The organism is Robertmurraya phoenicis, assembly GCF_047302285.1.
Taxonomy (GTDB): Bacteria; Bacillota; Bacilli; order Bacillales; family Cytobacillaceae; genus Robertmurraya.
Genome location: NZ_CP154845.1, coordinates 2,374,716 through 2,387,746, shown reverse-complemented (window position 1 = coordinate 2,387,746; position 13,031 = coordinate 2,374,716). Strand labels below are relative to the sequence as shown.

Below are 13,031 nucleotides of genomic sequence, written 5' to 3'. Positions count from 1 at the left end.
ATTATCGATAGCAATATTCAAGCATGAACTATAATTTCGATATAAGGAGTGTCAGGAAATGTGGATGAACAACGTTAAGGAAATCGCCATAAATTCTCTTCCAAATGATTAAAAATTCAGTCTTTGGTTCCTTCATTACAGACTTCATGTTTCCATAATGTTAACAGAATGAATAATGGGAGGGACTTTATAAAATCCAGAATAAAAAATTGTTAAGATTTATTTTGCTTCGTTTGACAACAACTACCTGATTTTTAATATAATTTTCCCTTTCGCTCTTCCTGACTCCGCATATTCCATCGCTTTTTGAGCATCTTCAAAGGGAAACACACTATCAATTATTGGTTTTATTTTGCCAGCTTCAATAAAGTTTGTGATAATACTTAATTGCTCTCCACTTGGCTTCATAAACAAAAACGCATATTGAACATTATGCTTTTTTTCAAGCGAAGTAAGTTTATGGCTTGCTGCTGAAAATAACAATGTTTTAAGAAATCCCGAACCATATTCTTTACCAAAACGGCCATTCGGTAATCCCGAAACGGAAACAATTTTCCCTCCGCTTTTGATCACTTTGAATGATTTTTCGAGGTATTCGCCCCCAAGTGTATCAAAGACGGCATCATAGTTTTTCAGTATCTCTTCAAATTTTTCTGTCTTGTAATTTATCATTTCATCTGCACCAAGAGATTTTACTAAATTCGCACCAGTAACACTTGCAGTCGTTGCAACAGTGGCACCCATTAATTTGGCCAATTGAATAGCAAAGGTACCAACACCACCAGCCCCAGCTTGAATGAAAATCTTTTGTCCTTTTTGTAATTGTAAAATTTCTGCTAGAGCTTGATAGGAGGTTAATCCAACCAGCGGGATCGCTGCAGCTTCTTCAAAGCTCAAATTTTTAGGCTTTAAGGCAATATCATTCTCATGAATAGCGATATATTCAGCAAAAGTACCGATTTTATTCTTCTGTGGACGTGCATATATTTCGTCACCAACTCTAAAACGAGTCACTTTTGCGCCAACCTTTGCAACGACACCAGAAAAGTCGTTCCCTAAGATAAGAGGCATTTGATATTTAACTAACAATTTCAGTTTTCCATCACGTATCTTAAAATCAACAGGATTAATACTAGCTGCATGAATTTCTGCAAGTACCTCATATTCACCAATTTCAGGTGTGGGCAGTTCTGCTAAACGCATTGGAACTTTCCCATATCGCTCAATGACCATTGCTTTCATTCTCTATTCCTCCAAATCAGATTCTATTTTTCAATAAAGGGCTTTTCGCAAACATTGTTGCTCATTCGAAAGTGTAGGCGAACAAAATACTTATATCTCCTCTTAAAGACTAAATAGCCGTAGCACTCTTCATGTATAGCAATACCTCTGATATATGGCTAAAAACCGGCTTTTGGGTTTTTACAAATCACTACATTCTATACGAAAACAGCGTTCAATAAAAGTCTTTCATGAACTTATCAATATCTGATACAAGTGTCCTTAATAATCCTAATTCTGTACGTACATTGATATAATAAAAGTTTTTTGTCCCTTCTTTACGCATTAAAATAACACCAGCATCCCGTAAAACCTTAAGATGGTGGGACACAGCTGGTCGAGAAAGATGTGTTTGTTCAGTGATTTCACCCACACGTAATCCTGTTTGACAATCCGTCCCCATTAGAACTAAAAGAATCGATTGACGTGTTTCATCACCAATTGCCAATAGTACTTTTTGACAATTCAAAAAATCCTCTTTAATCATATTTAGTTGGTCTTGTTTATTCATTCAGTATAATGCCTCCAATAAACTGTTTAATCGTTTAAGTTGATGAACCAAACGCCTGAATTAAACATTACACTATTGTTAAGTTAAGAGCAATATTGAGAAAGCAAATCGAGACGAATCATCTTAGAGGGGAAGTTCTTGATTCCGGCGGGATTAGTATTCTAAGTGAGTCCCCACAGAAGCATGTGACGAGGAGAGTTTAAGCGCCAGGTGTAGTAATCATCGGTAGTTTTCTGTATTTTCATTAAAAAACGACAAAAGGCATCGAAATTTATGCTCTCAATGCCTTTTGTCGACCAACTTATAGTAGGGGAACTACGTACTTATTTTGATAACTGTTCAGCCCATTTTTCAACATCCCAAACCTTCGTAACCCAATCTTCATAGAAATCTGGTTCATGGCAAACTAATACGACAGTGCCTTTATATGCCTTTAAGGCACGCTTTAGCTCTGCTTTTGCATCGATATCGAGATGGTTCGTTGGTTCGTCAAAAAGAAGCCAGTTACTTTCATGCATTTGTAATTTACATAGACGAACTTTCGCTTGTTCGCCACCACTTAATTGAGTCATCGGTCTTGAAATATGTTCATTTTTAAGTCCACAACGGGCCAGTGCAGCTCTCACTTGATGTTGATCAAGTCCTGGGAACTCATTCCACACATCATCTATCGGGGTAATATCTTTCCCTTTAACCTCTTGTTCAAAGTAAGAAGGGAAGAGGAAGTCACCTCTATCAATCTTTCCGCTAATCGGTTTGATTACACCGAGCATCGTTTTTAATAAGGTTGATTTTCCGACACCATTGCAACCAACAATGGCAATTTTTTCACCACGTTCAATGGTCATTGACATTTTAGGAAGAAGAGGGTGGGAATATCCAATTTCGAAATCTTCCCCTTCAAATACATAGCGTGAGCTACTGCGTGATTCCTTAAAGGAGAAGGTAGGCTTAACCGCTGTTTCAGGTCGATCAATTCTTTCCATTCTTTCTAACTGCTTTTGACGGCTTTTTGCTCGACCAGTTGTAGAGTAACGCGCTTTATTCTTCGCAATAAAATCTTCCTGCTTTTTAATAAACTCCTGTTGTTTCTCATATGCATTAATGTGCTGATTTTTATTAATTTCCGCTAGTTCAAGAAATTTTTCATATGTTGCTGTATAACGATTCATCTTTGAGAATTCAAGATGAAAAATCACGTTAGATACTTGGTTCATAAATTCTGTATCATGAGAAATTAAAATAAATGCATGTGGGTATTCTCTTAAGTAGCCAGTTAGCCAGCGAATATGCTCCACATCTAAAAAGTTAGTTGGCTCATCTAGTAGTAATACTTTGGGCTTTTCTAATAAAAGCTTTGCTAAAAGGACTTTCGTTCTCTGTCCACCACTGAGGGCTGTAACATCACGCTCTAATCCTATTGCATCCAAACCAAGACCTCTAGCAGCATCTTCCACTTTCATATCGAGATTGTAGAAATCTCCAGCGTCTAAGCGATCTTGAATCTCTGCCATTTCTTCCAATAAAAGTTCTAATTCTTCAGGTGTAGCATCAGCCATTTTAGCTGTTACTTCATTTAATTTTGCTTCATCTTCAAATAAAGGAAGAAAGGCATCATTTAAAATATCTCGAATCGTTTTTCCAGGTGTTAGAACGGTATGTTGATCAAGATAACCGTAGTGAACACCAGGCGTCCATTCCACTTTCCCAGAATCATGAATTAATTGTTTTGTAATAATGTTCATTAATGTTGATTTCCCAACTCCATTCGCACCAACAAGACCAACATGGTCCTCTGCCAGTAAACGGAAGGAAACATCTTTAAATAATGTACGGTCACCGAATGTATGACTCAATTTTTCAACTGTTAATAAGCTCATATATATCCCCACTTGTTTTAGATTCTAAATTAATAACACACAATAAAATAAATCACTTTATCTATCATACTAAATTCCGGGGGTCAAAACTAGATCTTTCATCTCGATCGTAAGATTTGGAATTTAAACCAAAAAACAAAACCATGTTCATTCTCCAAATCTGTCCTTTATAGGTGTACGAAATGAAAAAATATGATAAAGTAATGATAGTGAAAACTAATTGTACCAACGGTAAAGACGAGTTTTTGTTGTCCTTTCAGGGAAGACACATGTGTTTTCTGTTTTTTAAAAATAAAGGAGGTAAACGTTATGTCAAGCAATAAATTAGATGCTTTTTTACAGACAAATTTAGATGATTTAAAAGAAAAAGGGCTTTACAATGTGATTGATCCCCTTGAAAGTCCCAATGGTCCTATCATTAAGATTAATGGAAAAGAACTGATCAATCTTTCTTCAAATAACTATTTGGGTTTAGCCACTGACGACAGGCTGAAAGCTGCGGCAACAGATGCCATTGAAAAGTTTGGAGTAGGTGCAGGTGCCGTTCGTACGATTAATGGGACATTAGAATTACATATTCTATTAGAAAAAAAATTAGCGGAATTTAAACATACAGAAGCAGCCATCGCTTATCAATCAGGTTTTAATTGTAATATGGCGGCAATTAGTGCCGTCATGGATAAGAATGATGCCATTCTTTCAGATGAATTAAACCACGCTTCCATCATTGATGGGTGTCGCTTATCGAGAGCAAAAATTATTCGCTACAACCATTCAGATATGAATGATTTACGTACAAAAGCAAAGGAAGCAACTGAATCTGGTCTATATAATAAAGTGATGGTTATTACAGATGGTGTATTTTCAATGGATGGGGATATTGCCAAGCTTCCTGAAATTGTGGAAATCGCGGAAGAATTTGATTTAATCACCTATGTCGATGATGCACACGGCTCTGGTGTATTAGGAAAAGGAGCAGGTACTGTTAAGCACTTTGGTCTTTCTGATAAAGTTGATTTCCAAATTGGAACCTTATCGAAAGCGATTGGTGTTGTTGGTGGATATGTGGCAGGAAAACAAGAATTAATTGACTGGTTAAAAGTGCGAAGCAGACCATTCTTATTTTCAACTTCATTAACACCTGCTGACGTTGCTGCAAGTATTAAAGCGGTAGAAATTTTAATGGAAAGCACTGAACTTAATGAACGTCTATGGAAAAATGCTGACTATTTAAAAAAGGGATTAGTCGACCTTGGATTTGATATTGGCGAAAGCGAAACACCGATCACGCCTTGTATCATCGGAGATGAAGTGAAAACACAAGAGTTTAGCCGTCGCTTAAATGATGAGGGTGTATATGCGAAATCAATCGTATTCCCAACAGTTCCTACAGGTACCGGAAGAGTACGTAACATGCCTTCTGCTGCTCATTCAAAGGAAATGCTCGATAAAGCCATTTCCATTTATGAAAAGGTTGGGAAAGAAATGGGGATTATATAAGCATTCGATTAAAAAAGTATGAGTGAGGTAAAGGTTGGAGGACATAAGGGATGAAACGAATATTAATTACTGGAGCATTAGGTCAAATTGGTTCAGAATTAACGGTCAGATTAAGAGATATATACGGGACAGAGCATGTCATCGCTACCGATATTCGCAAGGATGAAGAAACAGAAGGACCATTTGAAACGCTAGATGTTTCAGATGATTATAAAATGTATGAGATCGCGAAAAAGTATGAAGTCGATACGATTATTCATCTTGCCGCATTGCTTTCAGCAACGGCTGAAAAGAAGCCGATATTTGCATGGAATCTCAATATGGGTGGACTCGTCAACGCTCTGGAAACCGCTCGGGAGTTAAATTGTCAATTTTTCACTCCAAGTTCAATCGGTGCCTTTGGTCCAACAACACCAAAGGACAATACACCGCAGGACACGATACAACGTCCAACCACGATGTATGGTGTCAATAAAGTAGCCGGTGAATTACTCTCAGATTACTATTTTCATAAGTTTGGAGTCGATACAAGAGGATTAAGGTTTCCTGGTTTAATTTCTTATGTTACTCCACCAGGTGGGGGTACCACTGATTATGCGGTTGAAATTTATTATGAAGCAATCCGTAATGGCAATTACACATCCTATATTGATAAAGGAACTTATATGGATATGATGTATATGCCAGATGCATTGGATGCCATCGTCCAATTAATGGAGGCTGATCCGGCAACATTAAAGCATCGCAATTCCTTTAACGTAACAGCGATGAGTTTTGACCCAGAAGAGATTGCTCGTGAGATTCAAAAGCATATACCAGGTTTTGAATTGAAATATAATGTCGATCCAGCACGACAGCAAATCGCCGACAGCTGGCCAAATTCGATCGATGCGACAGCTGCCAAAGAAGAATGGGGCTTTAACGCAAAATACGATCTTCATACGATGACGATTGATATGTTAGAAAAGCTGCGAGCAAAACTATAAAACTACTAATAATGAGAGCAAGCTTACTTTATGTGAGCTTGCTCTTTTATGTATGAAGATATCGATTATGAAGAATTCTAGATCATAGGAAAAAAACTAGCATTATTTACTATAAAACGATATAATATAAACAACAGTTTATTATTTTTAAACAAATGTTTATAATTGAAATTAGGGGGGTGGAAGAATGAGAGAACAATTATCAGATAAAGAAAAAACGCTTCTCCAACTAATCCGAAAGAATCCATATATATCGCAGCAGGAATTGGCCGATGCATTATCCATCTCACGCCCAACGGTGGCAAACTTAATCTCCGGTCTCATGAAAAAGGGCTATATTGCCGGCCGCGCCTACGTGCTATCCAAGGATGAACCGATTGTCTGTATCGGTGGAGCTAATATTGACCGTAAATTCCATGTAAAAGAGAAAGCGCAATTGGGAACTTCGAATCCAGTGAAATCGACACAAAGCGCTGGAGGAGTTGCAAGAAATATTGCCGAGAACTTAGGAAGACTTGGACATAATGTTTCATTACTGACATGCTGTGGACAAGACTCTGACTGGCGTTTTATTAAAGAAGTTTCCGCTCCTTATATGAACTTAGATTTTGTTTCGCATATTGGTAAAGCATCGACGGGCTCATATACAGCGATTTTAGAACGATCTGGCGAGATGGTCATGGCTCTAGCAGACATGGAGGTATATGAATTTATTACGCCAAAGTTTTTAGAAAATCACCTTTCCTTGTTAAGACAATCAAAGTGTATCATCGCTGATTTAAATACACCAAAGGATGCACTAGATTTTCTATGCCATTTTTCGAGGGAAGATAAGAAAGATATCGTTCTAATCCCGGTTTCGTCCCCAAAAATGAAGCGACTCCCCGAAAGGTTAGACGATGTTACATGGTTAATTACAAATTGTGACGAAACAGAAGCCTATTTTAATATAAAAATTAGTGATGCGAACGATTGGAGTAACGCTTTAGAGAGATGGCTCTCATTAGGCATTAAAAATGTCATTATCACGAACGGCAAGAAAGGCGCTCTAATCGGAAATAGAGAAGAAACACTTTATATTCCCGCCAAAGAAGTGACAGAAATTATTGATGTTACTGGAGCAGGAGACGCATTTTCTGCAGCTGTCGTCTTTTCATGGCTTGAAGGAAAAAACATTAGAGAAATAGGCAAAGCAGGCACCATGAACGCCTATAAAACGTTGCAGTCACCTTACACCGTACGCCAGGATCTTACATCAAAACAATTACAAAAGGACATGGAGGAAATATAATGAAATCATATATCGTGTTATCAGAAGAAGTAAAAGCAGCGAAAGCACAAGGGAAACCAATCGTAGCCCTCGAGTCTACGATCATCTCTCACGGCATGCCCTATCCACAAAATGTAAAGACCGCAAGAGAGGTAGAAGAAATCATTCGTGAAAAAGGAGCCGTTCCTGCGACAATTGCCATCTTAGATGGAAAAATTAAGATCGGTTTGTCCGATGAAGAACTTGAAATGTTTGGTAAGAGCACGGATGTAGCAAAGGCTTCTCGACGTGACATTCCATATTTAATTGCAACAAAGAAAAAGGGAGCTACAACCGTTGCTGCAACAATGATTTGTGCAGACTTAGCAGATATTCGCATTTTTGTAACAGGGGGAATTGGTGGAGTACACCGTGGAGCTGAAACAACGATGGATATTTCAGCTGATCTCGAAGAATTAGCCAATACAAATGTAGCTGTCATCTGCGCGGGGGCAAAATCGATTCTTGATTTAGGATTAACAATGGAATATTTAGAAACGAAAGGCGTCCCTGTAATCGGATATCAAACCGATCGTCTACCGGCGTTTTATACAAGAACAAGTGAGCACTTTGTCAACTTCCGTGCTGACCAAGCTTCTGAAATTGCCGCTACATTAAAAACAAAGTGGGAATTAAATTTAATAGGTGGAGTTGTCATTGCAAATCCAATTCCAAAAGAGTATGCAATGGATGAGACAGTCATCACAGACGTAATTGAGAAGGCGTTAGAGGAAGCCAATGAAAATCATATTACTGGGAAAGACTCTACACCGTTCTTGCTAGCAAAAGTGAAAGAACTTACTGGCGGAAAAAGCCTTGAAACAAATATTGAACTCGTCAAAAACAATGCCCGCTTAGGTGCTGAAATTGCTGTAAGTTTTAACGAGCAATAAATGATACGAAAAGGTGAAATCAATGCTGATTTCACCTTTTTACATAGATTAACTTATCACTTTTCTCTGTTACTTTTCCAACAATCGCCGCATCGATAACTCCATGTTTATGTAAGCTTGCGACATAGGCAAGCGCATCTTGTTCAGACAATGCCACGAGGAGACCTCCTGACGTAATCGCATCACATAAAATCATTTGCTCTTCAAGAGCGATTTCTTCATAAACAACATCACCAACAAGCCAGTTATGATTGGATTTAGAGCCACCTGGAATGATCCCTTGTCTGGCTAATTCATATGTACCATCGAGAACAGGAACTGAATCAAAGAAAAACTCAAAGCTTACTTCACTGCCTCGTGCCATTTCACTACCATGTCCGAGTAAACCAAATCCCGTCACATCTGTCACAGCATGTGGGTTGTACGGATGAAGAAGTTCAGCGCACTTTTTATTCAAAGTAGCCATGACTTCAGTCACTTTTACTTCTTGTTCAGGTGTTACCGCTTGTCTCTTAATGCCTGTTGTCATAATTCCAACCCCGATTGGCTTTGTCATGACAAGCAAATCACCAGGCTTAGCACCAACATTTTTCCAAACCTTGTCTGGATGGACGATACCTGTAACAGAGAGACCGAATTTCGGCTCTTGATCATCAATGGAATGTCCGCCTATTGTAACGGCTCCAGATTCAACCACTTTATCACTAGCACCACGTAAAATGTCAGCAAGAATATCTGGGCCAAGCTTCTTCACAGGATAACCAACAATATTTAAAACGGTTTTAGGAATTCCGCCCATTGCATATATATCACTTAGTGCGTTAGCAGCAGCAATTTGTCCAAACATATAGGCATCGTCGACAATCGGAGTGAAATAGTCAAGTGTCTGTACGAGCGCAATTTCATCGGTTAATTTAAAAACCCCACCATCATCTGATGTTTCATGACCAACGATTAATTCAGGAACCGGATCATGCTTTGGTAATAAGCGCAAAACTTGCGCTAAGTCCTCAGGACCAATTTTACAGCCTCAACCAGCTTTACTAGATAAGGAAGTAAGGCGAATAATTTCTTCTTTACTCACGTTGTCCACCTCCATCATCTAGTATAACTCTTCATTCAAACATTTCACAACGATTGAAGATTATTTCTCAATAGGATGGATCTTTGTAGACAACCTTTCTAATATTTTAATAAAATTGCTACAAGTTGAAATCCTCCACCAATCGTCCAAAATAGAACATGATCTCCTCTTTTAATCCGACCCTTTTCAATACCGTCATAAAAAGCAAGGAGGGGACTAGTAGTTCCTGTATATCCAAAACGATCTCCTATATACATAAGCTTGTCTTCATCTAATTGATAATGCTCTTGGATCGTTTTAATATTGGCAATTGAAAACTGGGAAAAACAAAATGCATCTAGCTCATTGATTGAAAGATTATTTCTGGAAAGCATTGTCTCAAACATGTGATAAGTAGGAGGCATGGCGATACTTCCATCGAAAGGAATCCACTGCATCGTTTGTTCTCCAGTCTCCTTAATCGTGTTCGAAAGCCCTGTACGTGGGAAGTTCGTGTTGCTATACGTAACAGAATCCGTATGGTAGATCGAATCGATGAACCCAGTGTCTTCATTTGTTTTTTCTAAAATGACCGCACATGCGGCATCACCGAAATTAGCATATGAGATTTCTTCATCAGGATTAGCCATTAATGTGTTGTAATCTGACCCTACAACAAGAGCCCTTTGGATAAAAGGATTTGCTTTCATATAGCGGGAAGCTTGATCAATCGCAACAAGCATACCAGCGCAATTGGCATTTGTATCCATCGTTAATGTACTATGTTTACCATTTAATTGATTGTGAAGCTGAATCGCATTAGAAGTAGCTAAATATTCAGGTGTTTGTGAGGAAAACATAATTAAATCAAGATCTTCACCTGTAAGATGGGATTTTTTTAATACATTTTTCGAAGCTTCAAAAGCCATTGTTAAACTATTCTCGCTGTCATTATTAATCACATAGCGTGACTTGCGACCGAGAATGTTCTCAATAAAATGAGTTGAGTCTCTTCCTTTATTTTTGAAATGTTCTAGATAGTAGCTGTTGTGTACAGCATTAGTAGGGTGATAGATTGCGATGTCACGGATTTTAATATTTGTCATAGATCTTATTTTCCTCCAATAAATTAAAAAACAAGACTACAGGAGTCTTGTCATCCAATTAAACAATTTTAGATTTCCTTTACTTCTGCATTCGTAAAATTCGTGTTTTTAAAGATTCTATTCAATTGCATTTTCAAGATGGGATTTTTCTTTATTGTAACGACTAATTTGTCAAATCCAGATTGCTGATACATACGAATCGTATTTTCCATCGCAGGGACCATTTCTTGTGTTAACACATCCATATCTGTTGAATCAGCGTTTAACGTATATTCTTTGGGGTTTATACTTTTTACTTTTCCTGTATAATCTCCCACAAACTCTTGTACCTGTTGCGGAGTAAATGTTCCTGCAACTACTAAATCAATTGTTTTTGCTACCCGATTCACTTTGATAGAAAAAGAACCTTCTTTTGCCATTTTCAAAACTCCCTCATATTTTGTTTTTTCAATGCATAACTGAGTTAATTATACGAAATGAAAAACCTACTGTGAACGGGATTTAATGCAAAAACTCACTCCGAAAAAAATATAATTCTTCCATATAGGTCTTTGTATTTATTTTTCTATAAAAACAACAGACTTTTGACCTATTTTTAAGTGTTTGTCGAAAAACGTTTTTTGTTTTAAAATGTAAATAATAAAAAGTGAATTTTTTGTGAATTATTCCAAAAAAAGGAGAGGCATTGATGAAGGACTATAAAATCATCGTAGAATTCTGTATGCAATGAAATTATGCACCAAAAGCCGCGAGTTTCGCGGAAGAGTTATTTAGCCACTTTCGTTCCAATATAAAGGAAATGCAGCTTATCCCAAGTAGTGGTGGAGCATTTGAAGTCATCGTTAATGGACAGAAGATCTATTCGAAGCTCGATACAGGCATATTCCCGAAAAATAAAGAAGTGATTGAAATAATGGAAAACATGTAACTTAAAAGCCCCTAACATATAACGGGGCTTTTAAGTTGTCCATAATAACATTATGTAAACTAATCTAATGATCATCACTCCTCATCTCAGAAAATGATATAATGTCCATGTACAGAAAATAATGGAGGATTTTTCATGAAGGAGACATTACGAAATTTACCACCGATCCATGAATTACAGAAAGATGCTCGTTTTTTACGATTGATCGAGGCTTTTGGTATACAAGAAGGATACCTTACTGCATTAATGAAAGAAACGATTGAAAATGTCCGAAAGCAACTATTAAATGGGAATTGGGACGGTCCTTTTCCAGGAAACGAAGAATTTATTGAGTGGTTGTTTATTCATTTACAAGGAATACTTAATCATCAATTTCAATATACGCTAAAGAGAGTGATCAATGGTACGGGTACAATCTTACATACGAACTTAGGAAGAGCACGTTTAAGCTCAAAAGCAATTGAGCATGTGTTAGAAACAGCTCAATCGTATTCTAATCTTGAATATAATCTTGAAGAAGGGCAAAGAGGTTCACGCCATTCTCATGTGGAAAATTTGATCAAAAATATAACTGGTGCAGAAGCTGCAATGGTGGTGAACAATAATGCGGCAGCTGTATATCTCGTTTTACGTGAGTTAGCTGAAGGTAAAGAGGTTATTGTATCGCGCGGGGAACTTGTGGAGATCGGAGGCTCTTTTCGAATTTCTTCGATCATGGAAGAAAGTGGAGCGACTCTCGCTGAGGTAGGAACAACGAACAAAACCCATCTTTACGATTATGAGCGGGCATTAAATGAAAGTACATCAATGATCATGAAAGTACATACGAGTAACTTTAAGGTGATAGGCTTTACGAAATCTGTACCAACGGAAGAATTAGCTGCATTAGCAACAACTCGAGAGGATCTTATTTTTTACGAGGATTTAGGGAGTGGTGCCCTATATGATTATCAACAGCATGGGATTGGAACAGAACCCGTGGTTGCTGAAGTGTTAAAAAAGGGTGTTGATCTTGTATCCTTCAGTGGAGACAAGCTTCTCGGTGGTCCACAAGCAGGTATTATAGTAGGAAAGAAACATCTTATTGAGCGATTAAAGAAAAATCAGTTAGCCCGTGTTGTACGTGTCGATAAGATGACTCTAGCCGCATTGGAAGGGACATTAATGGACTATTTACTCGGTGAAGAAGCGATTAAAAATATACCGGTTGTCCGAGATCTACTTACTGGTAAAGAAGAGATAAAAGAAAGAGCGTTACATTTTAAGAGTGAACTTCAAAAAAGAACGGATGCGTATACTGTCGATATCATAGAGGGTGAAAGCCAGGTAGGAGGAGGAACGATGCCAGAAGTAAAACTTCCAACATTTGTCCTTGTTTTACAGCATCATACCTATTCAGCAGAGAAAATAGCCACTAAGCTACGGACTGAACATTCTCCATCAATCATCGTTAGAATTCAAAAGGAAGAAACGTTAATCGACCTTCGTTGTGTAACAAGGGAAGAAGAAAACATTCTTCTTGAAGCATTAGTTTCCACTTAAACTTGGATGGACTGAAAATCTGAAATAAGATT

General features: G+C 37.7%; 12 protein-coding genes. 6 read left to right on the top strand and 6 right to left on the bottom strand.

All coding sequences use genetic code 11. The annotated features are described in order from the left end of the window. Positions 1 to 243 precede the first annotated feature (243 nt). The 3 genes from AA0X71_RS11780 to AA0X71_RS11770 form a co-directional block, all read right to left on the bottom strand. Complete coding sequence (locus AA0X71_RS11780; RefSeq protein WP_413362348.1) at positions 244 to 1,242, bottom strand: NADP-dependent oxidoreductase; 999 nt, start codon at positions 1,240 to 1,242, stop codon at positions 244 to 246. A 214-nt stretch (positions 1,243 to 1,456) separates the two neighbouring features. After that, a complete protein-coding gene (locus AA0X71_RS11775) occupies positions 1,457 to 1,792 on the bottom strand; it encodes an ArsR/SmtB family transcription factor (protein ID WP_413362346.1) in 336 nt (111 codons plus the stop codon). A gap of 323 nt (positions 1,793 to 2,115) precedes the next feature. Further along, a complete protein-coding gene (locus AA0X71_RS11770) occupies positions 2,116 to 3,672 on the bottom strand; it encodes an ABC-F family ATP-binding cassette domain-containing protein (RefSeq protein ID WP_413362344.1) in 1,557 nt (518 codons plus the stop codon). A 309-nt stretch (positions 3,673 to 3,981) separates the two neighbouring features. On the opposite strand from AA0X71_RS11770, the gene AA0X71_RS11765 reads away from it, so the two are divergent. The 4 genes from AA0X71_RS11765 to AA0X71_RS11750 all read left to right on the top strand — a co-directional run bounded on the left by AA0X71_RS11765 (position 3,982) and on the right by AA0X71_RS11750 (position 8,360). After that, positions 3,982 to 5,172 carry a glycine C-acetyltransferase gene (locus AA0X71_RS11765; protein WP_413362342.1) on the top strand — a complete coding sequence of 397 codons (1,191 nt, stop codon included), beginning with the start codon at positions 3,982 to 3,984 and terminating at the stop codon, positions 5,170 to 5,172. Positions 5,173 to 5,222: 50 nt separating this feature from the next. Next, on the top strand, positions 5,223 to 6,158 hold the full coding sequence (locus AA0X71_RS11760; RefSeq protein WP_413362340.1) for an L-threonine 3-dehydrogenase: 936 nt from the start codon (positions 5,223 to 5,225) through the stop codon (positions 6,156 to 6,158). 187 nt (positions 6,159 to 6,345) lie between these two features. Then, positions 6,346 to 7,449: a carbohydrate kinase gene (locus tag AA0X71_RS11755; protein WP_413362338.1), complete on the top strand. Its 1,104-nt coding sequence runs from the start codon at positions 6,346 to 6,348 to the stop codon at positions 7,447 to 7,449. After that, a complete protein-coding gene (locus tag AA0X71_RS11750; protein ID WP_413362336.1) occupies positions 7,449 to 8,360 on the top strand; it encodes a pseudouridine-5'-phosphate glycosidase in 912 nt (303 codons plus the stop codon). The genes AA0X71_RS11755 and AA0X71_RS11750 overlap by 1 nt, the downstream gene beginning before the upstream one ends. A 31-nt stretch (positions 8,361 to 8,391) precedes the next feature. Here the strand turns inward: AA0X71_RS11750 and selD are convergent, their stop codons facing one another. From selD to AA0X71_RS11735, 3 genes are all read right to left on the bottom strand, one after another. Continuing rightward, on the bottom strand, positions 8,392 to 9,462 hold the full coding sequence (selD, locus tag AA0X71_RS11745) for a selenide, water dikinase SelD (protein ID WP_413362334.1): 1,071 nt from the start codon (positions 9,460 to 9,462) through the stop codon (positions 8,392 to 8,394). Positions 9,463 to 9,542: 80 nt separating this feature from the next. After that, complete coding sequence (locus tag AA0X71_RS11740) at positions 9,543 to 10,529, bottom strand: ketoacyl-ACP synthase III (protein WP_413362332.1); 987 nt, start codon at positions 10,527 to 10,529, stop codon at positions 9,543 to 9,545. Positions 10,530 to 10,597: 68 nt separating this feature from the next. Then, positions 10,598 to 10,948, bottom strand: a complete 351-nt coding sequence (locus AA0X71_RS11735; RefSeq protein ID WP_413362330.1) for a hypothetical protein — start codon at positions 10,946 to 10,948, stop codon at positions 10,598 to 10,600. Positions 10,949 to 11,217: 269 nt separating this feature from the next. On the opposite strand from AA0X71_RS11735, the gene AA0X71_RS11730 reads away from it, so the two are divergent. Further along, on the top strand, positions 11,218 to 11,457 hold the full coding sequence (locus AA0X71_RS11730) for an Rdx family protein (protein ID WP_413362328.1): 240 nt from the start codon (positions 11,218 to 11,220) through the stop codon (positions 11,455 to 11,457). Positions 11,458 to 11,592: 135 nt separating this feature from the next. Beyond that, positions 11,593 to 12,999, top strand: coding sequence for an L-seryl-tRNA(Sec) selenium transferase (gene selA / locus AA0X71_RS11725; protein ID WP_413362326.1), 1,407 nt, complete (start codon positions 11,593 to 11,595; stop codon positions 12,997 to 12,999). Positions 13,000 to 13,031 lie beyond the last annotated feature (32 nt).